At 71.3% G+C, this 14,021-nt stretch carries 17 protein-coding genes; 9 read left to right on the forward strand and 8 right to left on the reverse strand.

Annotation, left to right across the window (positions count from 1 at the left end; all coding sequences use genetic code 11):
* The first annotated feature begins 282 nt into the window (after positions 1 to 282).
* Positions 283 to 591: an Hpt domain-containing protein gene (locus tag MKK75_RS06005; RefSeq protein ID WP_244041722.1), complete on the forward strand. Its 309-nt coding sequence runs from the start codon at positions 283 to 285 to the stop codon at positions 589 to 591.
* Positions 592 to 745: 154 nt separating this feature from the next.
* Positions 746 to 1,066 (forward strand): 2Fe-2S iron-sulfur cluster-binding protein, encoded by a 321-nt coding sequence (locus MKK75_RS06010; RefSeq protein ID WP_244041707.1) that lies wholly within the window; start codon positions 746 to 748, stop codon positions 1,064 to 1,066.
* Positions 1,067 to 1,569: 503 nt separating this feature from the next.
* On the opposite strand, the gene MKK75_RS06015 is transcribed toward MKK75_RS06010, so the two are convergent.
* Positions 1,570 to 2,010, reverse strand: a complete 441-nt coding sequence (locus MKK75_RS06015) for a DUF1489 family protein (RefSeq protein ID WP_244041708.1) — start codon at positions 2,008 to 2,010, stop codon at positions 1,570 to 1,572.
* Between the two features lie 102 nt (positions 2,011 to 2,112).
* A complete protein-coding gene (locus tag MKK75_RS06020; protein ID WP_244041709.1) occupies positions 2,113 to 3,084 on the reverse strand; it encodes a hypothetical protein in 972 nt (323 codons plus the stop codon).
* A gap of 132 nt (positions 3,085 to 3,216) precedes the next feature.
* Between MKK75_RS06020 and MKK75_RS06025 the strand changes: the two genes are divergently transcribed.
* The 5 genes from MKK75_RS06025 to MKK75_RS06045 all read left to right on the forward strand — a co-directional run bounded on the left by MKK75_RS06025 (position 3,217) and on the right by MKK75_RS06045 (position 8,263).
* A complete protein-coding gene (locus MKK75_RS06025) occupies positions 3,217 to 4,383 on the forward strand; it encodes an MFS transporter (protein WP_244041710.1) in 1,167 nt (388 codons plus the stop codon).
* Positions 4,384 to 4,434: 51 nt separating this feature from the next.
* Positions 4,435 to 5,577, forward strand: a complete 1,143-nt coding sequence (locus MKK75_RS06030) for an ABC transporter permease (RefSeq protein WP_244041711.1) — start codon at positions 4,435 to 4,437, stop codon at positions 5,575 to 5,577.
* A 7-nt stretch (positions 5,578 to 5,584) separates the two neighbouring features.
* On the forward strand, positions 5,585 to 6,382 hold the full coding sequence (locus tag MKK75_RS06035; RefSeq protein ID WP_244041712.1) for an ABC transporter ATP-binding protein: 798 nt from the start codon (positions 5,585 to 5,587) through the stop codon (positions 6,380 to 6,382).
* A 95-nt stretch (positions 6,383 to 6,477) separates the two neighbouring features.
* The gene (locus tag MKK75_RS06040; protein ID WP_244041713.1) at positions 6,478 to 7,560 is read left to right on the forward strand and encodes an MlaD family protein; all 1,083 of its coding nucleotides are present in this window, start codon (positions 6,478 to 6,480) and stop codon (positions 7,558 to 7,560) included.
* 121 nt (positions 7,561 to 7,681) lie between these two features.
* Positions 7,682 to 8,263 carry an ABC-type transport auxiliary lipoprotein family protein gene (locus tag MKK75_RS06045; protein ID WP_244041714.1) on the forward strand — a complete coding sequence of 194 codons (582 nt, stop codon included), beginning with the start codon at positions 7,682 to 7,684 and terminating at the stop codon, positions 8,261 to 8,263.
* A gap of 7 nt (positions 8,264 to 8,270) precedes the next feature.
* On the opposite strand, the gene MKK75_RS06050 is transcribed toward MKK75_RS06045, so the two are convergent.
* The 3 genes from MKK75_RS06050 to thiE all read right to left on the reverse strand — a co-directional run bounded on the left by MKK75_RS06050 (position 8,271) and on the right by thiE (position 10,524).
* Positions 8,271 to 8,897, reverse strand: a complete 627-nt coding sequence (locus tag MKK75_RS06050) for a helix-turn-helix domain-containing protein (RefSeq protein ID WP_244041723.1) — start codon at positions 8,895 to 8,897, stop codon at positions 8,271 to 8,273.
* 107 nt (positions 8,898 to 9,004) lie between these two features.
* Positions 9,005 to 9,820 carry a bifunctional hydroxymethylpyrimidine kinase/phosphomethylpyrimidine kinase gene (thiD, locus tag MKK75_RS06055; protein WP_244041715.1) on the reverse strand — a complete coding sequence of 272 codons (816 nt, stop codon included), beginning with the start codon at positions 9,818 to 9,820 and terminating at the stop codon, positions 9,005 to 9,007.
* Positions 9,817 to 10,524 carry a thiamine phosphate synthase gene (gene thiE, locus MKK75_RS06060; protein WP_244041716.1) on the reverse strand — a complete coding sequence of 236 codons (708 nt, stop codon included), beginning with the start codon at positions 10,522 to 10,524 and terminating at the stop codon, positions 9,817 to 9,819. The genes thiD and thiE overlap by 4 nt, the downstream gene beginning before the upstream one ends.
* A 230-nt stretch (positions 10,525 to 10,754) precedes the next feature.
* Here thiE and MKK75_RS06065 point away from each other — a divergent pair, with 230 nt between their 5' ends.
* A complete protein-coding gene (locus MKK75_RS06065) occupies positions 10,755 to 11,750 on the forward strand; it encodes an NUDIX hydrolase (protein ID WP_244041717.1) in 996 nt (331 codons plus the stop codon).
* A gap of 12 nt (positions 11,751 to 11,762) precedes the next feature.
* On the opposite strand, the gene MKK75_RS06070 is transcribed toward MKK75_RS06065, so the two are convergent.
* Entirely contained in the window at positions 11,763 to 12,041 is a 279-nt protein-coding gene (locus MKK75_RS06070; RefSeq protein ID WP_244041718.1) for a helix-turn-helix domain-containing protein, read from the reverse strand.
* Positions 12,010 to 12,285 (reverse strand): BrnT family toxin, encoded by a 276-nt coding sequence (locus MKK75_RS06075; RefSeq protein WP_244041719.1) that lies wholly within the window; start codon positions 12,283 to 12,285, stop codon positions 12,010 to 12,012. The genes MKK75_RS06070 and MKK75_RS06075 overlap by 32 nt, the downstream gene beginning before the upstream one ends.
* A gap of 154 nt (positions 12,286 to 12,439) precedes the next feature.
* Here MKK75_RS06075 and MKK75_RS06080 point away from each other — a divergent pair, with 154 nt between their 5' ends.
* Positions 12,440 to 13,000, forward strand: a complete 561-nt coding sequence (locus MKK75_RS06080; RefSeq protein ID WP_244041720.1) for a sugar O-acetyltransferase — start codon at positions 12,440 to 12,442, stop codon at positions 12,998 to 13,000.
* 4 nt (positions 13,001 to 13,004) lie between these two features.
* Here the strand turns inward: MKK75_RS06080 and panB are convergent, their stop codons facing one another.
* Positions 13,005 to 13,823 (reverse strand): 3-methyl-2-oxobutanoate hydroxymethyltransferase, encoded by an 819-nt coding sequence (gene panB / locus MKK75_RS06085; RefSeq protein ID WP_244041721.1) that lies wholly within the window; start codon positions 13,821 to 13,823, stop codon positions 13,005 to 13,007.
* Positions 13,824 to 14,021: the final 198 nt, after the last annotated feature.

Below are 14,021 nucleotides of genomic sequence, written 5' to 3' on the forward strand. Positions count from 1 at the left end.
CACGGGTTCACCGGCACCTGGGGAGGCTGATGCCGGAGACGCAACACCCCGTTTACCATTACAAGATTAGACCGGAGCAGCGATCGCCGATACCCGAGCCTCCGGTCGGCCCCAGAAAACGTTAACCGAATGGTTACCGACCCTGCCGCTCACCGCCTTCATATCGTGCCGCAGGGAGGGGGTCCGGCGCGATCCCCGACCGGCGAATCAGGGGGTGAATTGTGTGGATCAGATCCGCAATCCCCAGGGAACACCGAGTCGGGGGACGCCGACTGGCCTCCGATCGACCGCACGGCCCTCGATGCCCAGACCGGCGGCGACGCCGATCTCGCCCGCGAGGTGCTGGCTCTGTTCGCCGATCAGTGCCTGTCGATCCTTCCTCGGCTGACCGATCCCGCCCGGCCGCGGGGCGAGCGCGCCGATCTCGCGCATACCTTGAAAGGCTCGGCCGCGGGCGTCGGCGCCACGCGGGTCCACGCGCTGGCGGATGCCGTGGAGACGCGCCTGCGCGGGGGACAAGAGGCAGCCCTCGACGGCCTCGCGAAAGCGGTCGATGCGGCGCTCCGCGCGATCACGGACGGGCGGCCCTGAGGGCGTCGCCCGCATCCGAAAGACGCGTGCCGCGATGCGGCGATCGATCCGGGATGGGCGTCAATCGCCGCGCTTGCATTCCGTGGGTTCAACCGCCAAGCAGTCACGCCGCCCGTTGGACTGGTTTTGCCCGACGCGAGCCCGGAGCCCCAGCATGCCCAAGATCACCTACGTCGACCACGCCGGGACGGAAAGGACCGTTGAAGGCAGTGTCGGCGCGACCGTGATGGAGACGGCTTTGCGCAACAACGTGCCGGGCATCGACGCGGAATGTGGCGGCGCCTGCGCCTGCGCCACCTGCCACGTCTACGTCGCCGAGGACTGGATCGAGGCGGTCGGCAAGGCGCAGGACATGGAGCAGGACATGCTCGATTTCGCCAGCGACGTGCGCGAGAATTCCCGCCTGTCCTGCCAGATCAAGATCACCCCGGCGCTGGACGGGCTTGTGGTGACGACGCCCACGCAGCAGGGGTAGGACTCCCGACGACAAGAATTGAGCGCTGAAGCTCGACGCTCCCCCCTGCGGGCGAGCGGATGCACAGATCTCGCGCCGCGTTCTGTCGGGCTGTCTGAGTCCCCGTTGTCGCGAGCGGGACGGTTGCGACGGCGCCGGCGCTGTTTGGCGACGGCCGCGTGGTCGATCCCGACGATCTCCCACCGATGCGGGCGTTCCGCGCTGCGCTCGAGGGCCGGACCGCACCGCAGACGGACCCGCACCCGCCCGGCTCGCTCACCTATGGCCGCCCGGGTCCGCGCCCGGCCCGGCTGTCATCAAAAACCCGGTCCCCAGTCACGCTCGCCGGATGGCCCGCCGTCCAGGCCGCGAAACGCGGCGCCAGGCTCCAGACCGACATCAGCGATGTACGAAGCCGGTTGCCCGCAGAGCGGAGGGAGAGGCGGGGTCGGTGCGAACCGAGGCTTCCCGCACGCCCGATCCGTCATCCCGGGCGCCCGTAGACGCCCCCGACCCCGCTGACGTCACAGCAGCCCGAGCCCGACCAGCTCCCGCCGCAGGGCTTCCGGCATCTCGGCGAGGTCGCCCGCGGCCTCGGCACCGAGGTCGGCCGGCGCGTCGCGGGCCGTGAGGTAGCGCCAGCCCTGGAACGGGCGGTACGGCCGCGGGGCCACCGGAACGAGGCGCGGATCGAAGACCAGCCGGCAGCGGGGAATGCCGTCCTCGCCGGTGAGCGGTTCGATCGCGGTGATCGCCTGCCGACAGGAGAGGGTCCCGCGGATCACCCAGTAGATCGAGCCCCGGCCTGTGATCTCGCGGTGGCGCTTGGGCAGGGTTCGGGTGACGTGGAACGGCGCGGCGGTCCGCCCGTCCGGCAGCGCCGCGGCCAGGGAGCGGGCCTGCCGGGCCTCGAGGTCGGCGATCGAGGCAGGGCCGACGCAGAGCTTGATCAGGTTCAGGGCCACGGGCGCGCGGTCTCAGCGGTCTCGGCAGGGCGCCCCTGATAGAGCATGCCGCGCGAAAGGGGGATCCGGTTTCGCGGCCCTGTGATGCCCCGGACAGGTCGGTCAGGCGAACAGCGCCAGTCGCTGCTCCGGCGACAGCGCATCGATCGCGGCGAGGCTCATCACGGCTTCCGGCTCGGCCGGTTGCGCCGGAAGCCCGTCCGGTTCGGGGGCGTCGGCGGCGAACCCGGCCCAATCGAGGGCGGCCGCGTCGCGGGCCTGCGCGCCGTCCGCGGCGTGCCCGGTCTCGGCTTCCTCGGCCTCGGGCTCGCCCGCGACCGGCAGGAACACGAGATCCTCGTGCAGCGGCAGGCTTCCCGGCCGGGCCACGAGCGCGGCGGCGGTGACGGCCGGGACATCCATGCCGATGTAGCGGTCGATGTCGCTCTGGCAGAGATCGGACGCGCCGATTTCGGCGGCCCCGGCTTCGGTCAGGGGCGGGACCGGCTCGGCCTCCTCGCCCCAGATCGCGATCATCGCCGACAGGCGGTCTTCGAGGTAGCGCAGGGTATAGACGATCCGGGCGGTGCGCTGCGCGGTGAGGTCCTGGAACGAGCAGGCCGTGTAGATGGCGGTCGCGTGGTGGTCGAGGGCGTCGCAGGCCGCCGCATCGGCGCCCCGCTCGCGCAGCGTCCAGGCCGCCTCCTGGATCGCCTCGGCGCAGCCGAGGATGTCCGAGGTCGCCCGCTCGGTCTCGCGCACGATGCCGTCGAGGGCCAGCGATGCCTGGGTCAGGCGCGTCTGCTCGTGGTTCGCGGCGCTGATCGCGGCGATCTCGGCCTTGGTCCGGCTGATCGCGTCGGCCATGTCGACGAGGTTGCCGCGCAGGTGCCCGAACGCCCCGTGACCCCGATCCTCGGTGACGGTCCGCTCCAGGCGGGCGATCGCCCCGAGCAGCATCTCGGTCTCGGCCCCGCGGTTGCGGCGGACATGTTCGGCCAGGAACCAGCGCCCGCGCTCGGTGACCGCGATGGTCGCCTCGATGGCCTCGTATTCGGCCGCGGTGTTCGGGCTCGGGGTTGCGGGACCGAACATGGGTTTCCCTGAACGCGGGCTCCGGGCGCGCGACGCCCCGTGTTTGACAGAGCCTGTTTAACGGGCGCTTACGGGTGCGCCCGACGCCGGGTCCGCCCTGCGTGCCTCGAATCCCCCTGTCCGAGTTCCACCTTGCCCCGCCCGTCCGGTCCGGCGCGCCTGTCGCTGCTCTACGCCGTGGTCTTCACCGAGATCGGCATCGCGATGCCGTTCATGCCGCTCTGGCTCAACGCCCTGGGGCTCGACGCCGTGGTGATCGGCGTGCTGCTCGCGCTGCCGATCGGCACCCGGATCATCGCCACCGCGCCGCTGATGAGCCTGCTCGACCGGGGCCTCGGGCCGCGCCGGATGATCCTCGCTGGCAGCCTCGCGCTCAGCCTCACCTACGCGCTGATGCCGGGGGCGGCCGGGATCGGATGGCCGCTGCTGGCCGTGCTGATCGTGCTCAACGCGGTTGCGGGCGCGCCGCTCGTGCCCTGCATCGACTACCTGACGCTGGCGGCCGTGCGGCGGGACAGCCGGCTCGCCTATTCCCGGATCCGGATGGCGGGCTCCATCGCGTTCCTGCTGGCGAACCTCGCGGGCGGGTTCCTGCTGTCGGCGCTCGGCGGACGGCTCGCGGTGCCGCTGCTGCTCACCGGCCTCGCCCTCGGGGCGGCGCTGGTGGCGTGGCGCAGCCGGGCGGTGACGGGCCTGAAGCGGGCCGAGGACGGGACAGGGCGGCCGAGGCTTCCGCCGAAGCTCTGGCTCTGCATCGGTGCGGCGGCGGCGATCCAGGCGAGCCACGGGGCGATCTACGGATTCGGCAGCATCTACTGGACGAGCCAGGGCATCCCGGCCGCCTGGGTCGGCTCGCTCTGGGCGGTCGGCGTGCTCTCGGAGATCGTGCTGTTCGCCGCCATGCCCGCCCTGCCGGCCGCGTGGCGCAGCCCGGCGCGGCTCCTGAGCCTTGGCGGCGCTGCCGCGATCCTGCGGGCTGTCGGCATGGTCCTGATCGGCGACCGCCTCGCCGCCCTCGTGCCGCTGCAGGGCCTGCACGGGCTGACCTTCGGGGCGACGCAGCTCGGCGCCATGGCTGCGGTCTCGGCCTACGCCCCGGATGGGGCGCGGGGCCGGGCGCAGGGCACCCTCAGCGCGGTCAACGCCAGCATTTCGGTGGTCGCCACCCTGGTGAGCGGGTTCGCCTACCGGGCAGGCGGCCCCCTCGCCTTCCTGCTGATGGCGCCCCTGGCCGGGGCCGGCCTTGGGCTCGCCCTCGCCTCCCGCAGCGCGACATCGGAGACGGATCGTCAACCGTAATGTCGACATAACCGCCCGGCAGGGTGGTGCCTCGATCGAGGAGAGAGGGTCTTGCTGAGTCAGGACATCGTTCCCGCCGGTGCGTCGGTGCGGGACCGGCCGGAGGACGGCCGGCTGCAGCTCGACGGCCGCTGGACCGCCGACCAAGCGCCCGCCGTCGAGGCCGCGGCCGCGCGCATCGCGGCGTCCGGCCGGGCGGGGCCCGTGGCCCTCGACCTGTCGGGGATCGAGCGCCTCGACACGCTCGGCGCCTGGGTGCTGGAGCGCACCCGCGCCGAGATCGAGCAGGCGGGCGGCGCCCTCACCTATCACGAGGTCCGGCCGGAGCACCGCACCCTGCTTGGCGAAGTCCGTCTGCGCGAGCCCGAGGCTGGGCCGCAGCGGCGGCACGGCGTGATCGTCGGCGCCCTCGACGCCACGGGCCGTCAGACCGTGCGCGGCGGCCAGGAATTCGTCACCGCCCTCGCCTTCCTGGGCGAGCTGATCGCCGCCTGCGGGCGCGTCGCCCTGCGCCCTGGAACCTTCCGGGGCAACGCCCTCGTCAATCAGGTCCAGCAGGTGGCGCTGAACGGCACGCCGATCATCGTGCTGATCTCGTTCCTCGTGGGCGGCATCGTCGCCCAGCAGGGTATCTTCCAGCTCCAGCGCTTCGGCGCCCAGACCTTCGTGGTCAACCTGATCGGCCTGCTGATCCTGCGCGAGATGGGCGTGCTGCTCACCTCCATCATGGTGGCGGGCCGCTCCGGCTCGGCGATCACCGCCGAGATCGGCTCCATGCGCATGCGCGAGGAGGTCGATGCCCTGCGTGTCATGGGCCTCGACCCCGTCGAGATCCTGATCGTGCCTCGGGTGCTCGCGCTGATGATCGGCCTGCCGATGCTGACCCTGATCGGCGACCTCTCGGCGCTGGCGGGCGGCGGCCTCACCGCGATGCTCTACGGCGGGCTGACCCTCGACCAGTTCCTCGTCCGGCTCCAGGCGGCGGTGGGCGTCCACCACGTGATGGTCGGCCTGATCAAGGCGCCATTCATGGCGCTGACCATCGGGGTGATCGCCACGATCGAGGGGTTTGCCGTGGAGGGCTCGGCGGAATCACTCGGCCGCCACGTCACCGCCTCGGTGGTGAAATCCATCTTCATGGTCATCGTCCTCGATGGCCTGTTCGCGGTGTTCTTCGCCGCGATCGATTTCTGAGACCCCGATGACCGCCCCGATGGCCACCCCCGCCCCGATCATCCGCGTGCGCGACCTCGTGGTCGGCTTCCGCGACCGCAACATCCTGAAAGGCCTGAACCTCGACATCCGGGCTGGCGAGATCCTGGGCTTCGTCGGCCCCTCCGGCCAGGGCAAATCGGTGCTCACCCGGACGATCCTCGGCCTCAACCCGAAGCGGGCCGGCACGATCGAGGTGTTCGGTCGCGATGTCGATGAACTCACCTATGCCGAGCGGCGGCGGATGGAGCAGCGCTGGGGTGTGCTGTTCCAGCAGGGCGCCCTGTTCTCGGCGCTGACCGTCAAGCAGAACATCCAGGTGCCGATGCGCGAGCACCTGAACCTGTCCGAGCGCCTGCTCGACGAGTTCGCCCGCCTCAAGATCGAGATGGTCGGCCTCAAGCCCGACGCCGCCGACAAGCTGCCCTCGGAACTGTCGGGCGGCATGATCAAGCGCGCGGCGTTGGCCCGCTCCCTGGCGCTCGATCCCGAGATCCTGTTCCTCGACGAGCCGACCTCGGGCCTCGACCCGATCGGCGCGGGGGAGTTCGACGACCTCGTCTCGACTCTCAAGGAGACGCTGGGGCTGACCGTCTTCATGGTCACCCACGACCTCGACAGCCTCTACACCGCCTGCGACCGGATCGCGGCGCTCGGCGACGGTCAGATCATCGCTGTCGGCACCATCGAGGAGATGCTGGCGAGCGACCATCCCTGGCTGCGCTCCTACTTCCACGGTAAGCGCGCCCGGACCATCGCTACTGGCGGTGCGGCGGCGCATGCCTGAATCCCACAGCGACCCCTTTCCGCTCCGCTCCCGCCCGGGAGCCGGGGCCAGACGCCCGGCAGGATCTCCGCCGGGCAGACACACAGGCTGAGCGCATGGAAACCCGCGCGAACTACGCCCTGATCGGGGCCTTCACCATCGCCGTCATCCTGGCGGGCTTCGGCACCGTGCTGTGGCTCTCCGGCGGCTCGTCCCGGCAGGTCAGCCAGACGGTGCGGATCGTCTTCTCCGGTTCGGTCGGGGGGCTGTCGCGCGGATCGAGCGTGAACTTCAACGGCATCAAGGTCGGCGAGGTCACCGACATCCGCCTCGCCCCGCAGGATCCGCGCCGGGTGCTGGCCCAGATCAAGGTCGAGCCCTCGACGCCGCTCCGGGCCGATACCCGCGCCCGGCTCGACTCGGCGATGCTCACCGGCGTCTCGGTGATCTCGCTGTCGGGCGGCAACGCCGACGCGCCGGCGCTCACCTCGATGGCTAACGGCGAGCCGCCGACGATCTTCGCCGATTCCTCCGACATGCAGGACATGATGGCGCTCGCCCGCCAGGTGGCGCAGCGGGCCGACGACATGCTGGCCCGCCTCGACCGGCTGGTCTCGGCCAACGAGGGCGCGATCAACCGCTCGCTCACCAATGTCGAGACCTTCTCCAAGACGCTGGCGGATGCCGGGCCGAACATCTCGGCCCTGGTCAAAGCGGTGGACGGGGCGAAGCTCGGCCACGTGATCGACAATGCCGACCGGTTCTCGGAGGCCCTGTCGAAGGCAAGCCCCGACATCGAGTCGGGCCTGCACGACGCCCGCTCGCTCGCCGCCAAGCTCAACGCCTCGGCCGACAAGATCGACGCGGTGCTCAACGGCGCGCAAGGCTTCCTGGGCTCGGCTTCCGGCCAGGAGGGCTCCAGCACCTTCGCCGAGATCCGCGCGGCGGCGATCTCCGTGCGCGACGCCGGCAAGGCGTTCCGGGTCATGTCGGAGAACCTCGACAAGCGCACCGCCAGCATCTCGGCCAATTTCGGCCGGCTGAGCGGCACCGGCCGCCGGGAGGTGGAAGCCCTCTCCGGGGACGGCCAGCGGACCCTGAGCACCCTCAACCGCACCGTGCGCAGCCTGGAGCGCGACCCGAGCCAGGTGATCTTCGGCGGCAAACCATCGTTGCCCGAATACAACGGCGGCCGCTGAAATGGCCCCTCGCCGGGTCGATGTGTCCCGGCGCACGGCACCGATACGGGCACGGGGTAGTTTTAACGGCATAGCTTATACAACCCCGCCGTCCGTCGGCGGGGTCTCTCAGGTCATGTGTATGGTCCGCTCGTCCCACATCGCTGCCGCCGCGCTGCTCGCCGCCCTGCTGGGTGGCTGCGGCGGCGGTGCGGCGCCGCTGACCTTCGACCTCGCGGCCCTGCCCCCGGCCGGTCGGCCGGTGGCGGCGGCGCGCGCGATCGCGGTCTCGGAGCCGGTGGGCATCCAGCCCTTCGAGGCCGACCGGATCATCGTGCGCGAGCCCGGCGGTTCGCTCTCCTTCCTGGGCGGCGCCCAGTGGGCCGACCGGCTGCCGCGCCTGATCCAGACGCGGATCATCCAGAGCCTGGAGAATTCCGGGCGGCTGCGCTCGGTGAGCCGGCCCGGCGACAAGGTGGTGGCCGATTACCAGCTGATCAGTGAGATCCGCGCCTTCGACGTCCAGGCGGCGACGGGCGAGGCGGTGGTCGACCTGTCGCTGAAGCTCGTGGCCGACGGCACCGGCAAGGTGACGGCCGCACGGATCTTCGTGGCCCGGGTGCCGGTGGCCAAGATCGACGCCGGCACCGGCGCCCGCGCCCTCGACCAGGCGCTGATGATCGTGCTGGCCGACGTGGTGCGGTGGGTGAATACGGGGCGGTGAGCCCCCCTCACTCCATCACCGCGGCCTTCATGATCACCACCATGGTGGCCCGGGCCGGCCCTTCGGTGCAGCGCACGAGATGTGGCCGGTCGCAGCGGTAGCGCAGGGTCTCGCCCGCCCGCGCCCGCTGCACGATGCCGCCGATCTCCACCTCGAACGCCCCCTCGGCGACCGAGAGCGATTCCACCGATCCGCGCTGGTGCGGGTCCGAGTCGAGCACCCCGCCGGGATCGGCCGTCACCTCGTACCATTGCAGCCACTCGATCGTCTTCAGCCAGCCGATGATGGCGAGCCGCACCTTCCCGTCCTCGGAGACCAGGATCGGCGTGTCCGCCCGGGAGGTTTTTTCGATGAACGGCTCCTCGTCGCCCGCCGCCAGCACGCGCTCGATCGACACGTCCAGCGCCTGGGAGAGCCGCCAGATGGTGGCGAGCGTCGGGTTGGTCTCGTTGCGCTCGATCTGGCTGATGATCGACTTGGCCACGCCCGATTGCTCGGCGAGTTCCGAGAGCGAGAGGTTGTAGGCTTTGCGCAACCGCTGGATGGTCTTGCCGAGTTGCCCGGAGAGCACCTGCGCCCCCGTCAGCAGATCGCGCCCGCGCGCCCGGTCTGGCCGTTCCGCCTGATCCTGCATCGTCACCGGCCCGCCTGCACCGTTCCGTTATCCGAACGATCGTGCGCTTCTTCAAACGCAATCGTCGCCCGGTTGCAAGGCGGCGGAAGTCGCCTCGGCGCGCCGGTCTACGCCCAAATCCCGTGGAAATGATGGACCGGCCCGTGGCCTGAGCCGATCGTGAGCCCGTCCGCGGCGGCCAGGGCCGCCGTCAGATAGATCTTGGCCTCCGCCACCGCCTGCGGCAGCGCAAGGCCGCGGGCCAGCCCCGCCGCCACGGCGGACGAGAGGGTGCAGCCGGTGCCGTGCGTGTTGGCGCTGGCGATCCGCGGCGCCACCAGGGTCCGCAGGGTCCCATCCGCGGTCACGAGGTGATCGATGCTCTCCCGGCCCGTCCCGTGGCCGCCCTTGATCAGCACCGCCCGGGCGCCGAGCGCCACGAGCCGCCGGGCCTGCGCCGCGGCGGTCGCCGAGTCCTCGGCCACGGATTCGCCGAGCAGCACCGCGGCCTCCGGTAGGTTGGGGGTGATCAGGTCGGCCCGGGCCAGCAGCCGGTCCCGGAGCGTCGCCACGGCGTCGTCGGCGATCAGCCGGTCGCCGCTGGTGGCGACCATCACGGGGTCGAGGACGACGGGGATTTTTTGGGCATGGCGCGCCAGCCCGTCCGCCACCGCGGCGATCACCTCGGACCGGGACAGCATGCCGATCTTCACCGCCGTCACCGCGAGGTCGGAGAAGACGCTGTCGATCTGCCGGGTGACGAACTCCGCGGGCACGTCGTGGATGCCCTGGACGCCGCGCGTATTCTGCGCGGTGAGCGCCGTGATCACGCTGGCGCCGTAGACGCCGAGCGCCGAGAAGGTCTTGAGATCGGCCTGGATGCCGGCGCCGCCGCCGGAATCCGAGCCCGCGATGGTCACCGCGATCGGGGTTGAGTTGCTCATCGCGCCGCACGCTCCGACAGGGCGGCGTCGATCTGCGCGCGCAGGTCCCGGGCGCGCTGGCGCACCGGCTCGGCGCCGAACAGGGCGGTGATCACCGCGACCCCGTCCGCCCCCGCGGCGACCACGGCGGCGGCGTTGTCCGGGCCGATGCCCGCGATGGCGCCGAGCGGCAGGGCCGCCCCCCGGGCGAGCCGGGCGCGGAAGGCGATGCTGGCAAACCCTTCGAGACCCACCGGCGGATCGGGATTGTCCTTGCTGGTCGTGGCGAACACGCCGCCGATGCAGGCGTAGTCCACCGGCAGCCGGTACAGCTCGTCGGCCTGCGCGGTGGTCTTCACTGTGAGGCCGATGATCGCGCCCGGCCCCAGGAGCCGGCGGGCGTCGGCTGGGTGAAGGTCGCCCTGGCCGAGATGCACCCCCTCCGCCCCTGCCGCGAGGGCGAGGTCGACGCGGTCGTTGACCAGCACCGGCACCCGTCCGCCCACCGCCTCCCGGATCGCCCGGATCCGCGCCAGGGCGGCGCGGGCGTCGGGAATATCCTTCTCGCGGTACTGGAGTAGAGTGCAGCCCCCCGCCACCGCCTCGGCGCCGAGCCGCGCCAGCCGGTCACCGTCACCGCCGCACACGCCGACATCGAGGAGGCCGTAGAGCCGCAGATCGACCGCCGGCCCCCCGGTCGGTGCGGCGTTCGCGCTGGCTGGCATCGCTGTCGCTGGGTTCCGTTTCTACCGTTCGGATGGCCCCTGTTTGGTCAGGTGCCGCCGCCTTGGCAAGCAGTCTTGCTTTTGCGCTCTCAGGTCCTGCGGCCGCCGAGCGTCATACGGCGGCGTTGACGCGCGGCCATCCTGCCCCCCTATAGGCGGCATTCGCCGCCGGAGCGGACGGGATCGATCGGCGCAAGCGCACATTCGATAGGAGAGGTGGTCGAGGGACAATGGACGGTGTCGCGGCGCAGACGGGTGCGCGCGGGGCGCAGGCCCCGAAGGAGCGCTCCTCCGTAGGCCTCGTCGCGGTGATCGTCGCCGCGACCAGGGGGGAGCCGCGCGCCCTGACGATCCGCGTGCCCGACCAGGCGCCGGGCCGCGGCGACGGCCTGCCGGCCGGCCCCCTCGTCCCCGAGCACGCCACCCTGGAGCGGGGCCTGCGCGCCTGGGTGGAGCGGCAGACGCACCAGCGCCTCGGCTACGTGGAGCAGCTCTACACCTTCGGCGACCGCGACCGCTCGGGGGCCTCCGAACAATCGGGGGTGCATACGCTCTCGGTGGCCTATCTGGCCCTCGTGCGCGAGGAGCGGCCGGCCGGCCTCGCCGAGGCCGCGTGGCAGAACTGGTACCGCTACCTGCCCTACGAGGATTTTCGCCAGGGGCGTCCCCGCCAGCTCGACGCGATCGAGGCGCGGCTCTCCGCCTGGGCGTCCGAGCCTGCGGATTGCGCCACCCGGACCCGCCGCCTCGACCGCCTCGGCCTGACCTTCGGGATGAACGGCGGCACCTGGAACGAGGAGCGCGTGCTGGAGCGCTACGAATTGCTGTTCGAGGCCGGGCTGATCCCGGAGGCCGGCGGCAATGCCGGCCCGGCCCTGCCGAACGACCCGGCCGGCGTGCCGATGGCCTTCGACCACCGGCGGGTGCTGGCCACCGCGATCGGCCGGCTGCGGGGCAAGATCAAGTACCGCCCGGTGGTGTTCGAGCTGATGCCGCCGGAATTCACCCTGCTCCAGCTCCAGCGCACCGTGGAGGCGCTCTCGGGGACGCAGCTGCACAAGCAGAACTTCCGCCGGCTCGTGGCGCAGCAGGGGCTCGTGGAGGATACCGAGAGCGTCACCAGCGGCGCCGCCGGGAGGCCGGCGCGGCTGGTGCGCTTCCGGCGTGAGGTGCTGCTGGAGCGCCCGGCCCCGGGCTTGCGGCTGCCGTCGCGGCGGGTGGGGTGATAGGCGCGGCCGTTAGGCGACGGCTTTCGCCACCATATCCGGATGCTGCCCGATCACCCGCACGTAGGCGATGGCGAAATCCGGTGCCGTGGTCCGCGCCTGTTCCCAGTCGCGCAGGGTGCCGATCGGAACCCGGAAGCGGCTGGCGAACTCGGATTGCGAGAGGCCGAGCCCGGTCCGCGTCCTGCGGATCAGGCGGGCGCGCTGGCCGCGGTCCAGCGCCTCGGCCGTCGCGTTGAAATCTTCGGCGTCCGCCGGATCAGCCGGCAGCGCGATAGGCTCGCTCTTCACCCGTGTTGCTCCTTCTCACCGAGATGAAACGCGGCCGGTCCGACCGCCAGACGAACACGCCGGTGAACAATTTCCCCTCCACCAGCCCGACCACCTTGAACCGTTCCTCTCCGTCGATCTCCCGAATGGAGGGGATGAGCAGATGATCACCGTCCTCGAAGATCCGGTCGCCAAACGCCAGGGACAGCTTGTGCTTCCTGTGATTGCTCGCATCCTTGGTGGGATCGAACCGGTCGGCGGTCATTGAGCGAGATGATACGGAATTTCCGTATGATCATCAACGGTCGCTCTCAACGCCCCTGCAATGGCCTCGGCCTGTCGCCGTGGCCTTCGACAGGCCGAGGCCATCAAGCAGGCGCAGGATTGGCCCGCCCCCCCGGCACCGCAGGAGAAACCGCATGACAGCCAAAACCGAGAAGCAGAAAATGCTGTCCGGCGAGCCCTACCGGCCGGGCGACCCGGAACTCGCCGCCGATGCGCGGCGCGCCCGCGCCTGGATGGTCCGCTACAACGTCACCCTGGCCGCCTCCCCCGACGAAAGGCGCGTCCTCCTGCGCGAACTCCTCGCCCATGTCGGCGACGACGCGGTGATCCGGCCGCCGTTCCACTGCGACTACGGCCAGCATATTTCCATTGGCGACGGGGTGTTCCTCAACTTCAACTGCGTGATCCTCGATGTTGCCCCGGTCTCGATCGGCGCCCTCACCCAGGTCGGCCCCGGGGTGCAGTTCCTGACCGCCGACCATCCGCGCGATCCGGAGCTGCGGCGGGCGGGCGTGGAGTCCGGCCGGCCGATCGTGATCGGCGCGAATGTCTGGATCGGCGGCGGCGCGCTGATCCTGCCCGGCGTCACGGTGGGCAACGACGCCATCATCGGCGCGGGGGCGGTCGTCACCCGCGACGTGCCGGCGGGTGCGACCGTCGTCGGCAACCCGGCCCGGCCGCTGCCGCGGGGCTGAAGCCCTACCCGTAGGTGTGGTCCTCGGCCGGGAAGCGCCCGGCCCGGACCTCCTCGGCATAGGCCTTCACGGCCTCCTCGATATGGCCGCGCAGGCTCCCGAACTGGCGCACGAATTTCGGCGTGCGCTCGGACAGGCCGAGCATGTCCTCCAAGACCAGGATCTGCCCGTCGCAGAAAGCCGAGGCGCCGATGCCGATTGTGGCCGCCGTGACCCGCGGCGAGGTCGCGATCGCCCGGGCCACCGGCTCGACGATCCCCTCCAGCACGATCGCGAAGGCGCCGGCCTCCGAGATCGCGCGGGCGTCCTCCAGCAGGCGGCGCTCGTCGTCGGGGGCGCGGCCCTGGACCTTGAAGCCGCCCATCGTGTTCACGGCCTGCGGGGTGAGCCCGATATGGCCCATCACCGGCACGCCGCGCTGGACGAGGAACGCCACCGTCTCGGCGAAATGCGCCCCGCCCTCCATCTTGATCGCACCGGCGCCGCTCTCCTTGAGCACCCGGGCGGCGTTGAGGAAGGCCTGCTCCCGGCTGGCTTCGTAGGAGCCGAACGGCATGTCGACCACGACGAGCGCCTTCTGCGTGCCGCGGATCACCGCCTGCGCCTGGAGGATCATCATCTCCAGGGTCACGGGGATGGTCGATTCCATCCCGTGCATCACCATGCCGAGGGAATCGCCCACGAGGATGAAGTCGCAATAGGGATCGACGATGCCGGCCGTGTGGGCGTGGTAGGCGGTGAGCGCGATGATCTTGCGCCCCTCGGCCTTGCGCTTGCCGATATCGATCGCCCGGAGCCGGCGGGACTGGACGACCTGCGACATGGGTCAGATCCCTGTCGGTGCCACGCTTCTCCCTCCCCCCTCGGCGGGGGAGGGTGCGCCGCGCGTGGGGCCCGACGCGTGTCGCACACCGGCAGTCTTGAGGACTGAGTTTCAGGAAGTGCTCGCCACATCCGGAAGCCCGGTTTGCCACCCCCGACCCCTGCCGAAGCCGGGCAAACCCCACCGCGAGGCGGCGGG

The sequence above is a fragment of the Methylobacterium sp. J-030 genome (genome assembly GCF_022829545.1).
Classification (GTDB): domain Bacteria; phylum Pseudomonadota; class Alphaproteobacteria; order Rhizobiales; family Beijerinckiaceae; genus Methylobacterium.

Excerpts from the sequence above, each read along its gene's own strand:
- MKK75_RS06020 (WP_244041709.1), bottom strand. The coding sequence starts at position 3,084 with ATGTTCGGTCCCGCAACCCCGAGCCCGAACACCGCGGCCGAATACGAG.
- MKK75_RS06045 (WP_244041714.1), top strand. The coding sequence starts at position 7,682 with ATGGTCCGCTCGTCCCACATCGCTGCCGCCGCGCTGCTCGCCGCCCTG.
- MKK75_RS06010 (WP_244041707.1), top strand. The coding sequence starts at position 746 with ATGCCCAAGATCACCTACGTCGACCACGCCGGGACGGAAAGGACCGTT.
- panB (WP_244041721.1), bottom strand. The coding sequence starts at position 13,823 with ATGTCGCAGGTCGTCCAGTCCCGCCGGCTCCGGGCGATCGATATCGGC.
- MKK75_RS06080 (WP_244041720.1), top strand. The coding sequence starts at position 12,440 with ATGACAGCCAAAACCGAGAAGCAGAAAATGCTGTCCGGCGAGCCCTAC.
- thiE (WP_244041716.1), bottom strand. The coding sequence starts at position 10,524 with ATGCCAGCCAGCGCGAACGCCGCACCGACCGGGGGGCCGGCGGTCGAT.
- thiD (WP_244041715.1), bottom strand. The coding sequence starts at position 9,820 with ATGAGCAACTCAACCCCGATCGCGGTGACCATCGCGGGCTCGGATTCC.
- MKK75_RS06040 (WP_244041713.1), top strand. The coding sequence starts at position 6,478 with ATGGAAACCCGCGCGAACTACGCCCTGATCGGGGCCTTCACCATCGCC.
- MKK75_RS06065 (WP_244041717.1), top strand. The coding sequence starts at position 10,755 with ATGGACGGTGTCGCGGCGCAGACGGGTGCGCGCGGGGCGCAGGCCCCG.
- MKK75_RS06075 (WP_244041719.1), bottom strand. The coding sequence starts at position 12,285 with ATGACCGCCGACCGGTTCGATCCCACCAAGGATGCGAGCAATCACAGG.
- MKK75_RS06050 (WP_244041723.1), bottom strand. The coding sequence starts at position 8,897 with ATGCAGGATCAGGCGGAACGGCCAGACCGGGCGCGCGGGCGCGATCTG.
- MKK75_RS06035 (WP_244041712.1), top strand. The coding sequence starts at position 5,585 with ATGACCGCCCCGATGGCCACCCCCGCCCCGATCATCCGCGTGCGCGAC.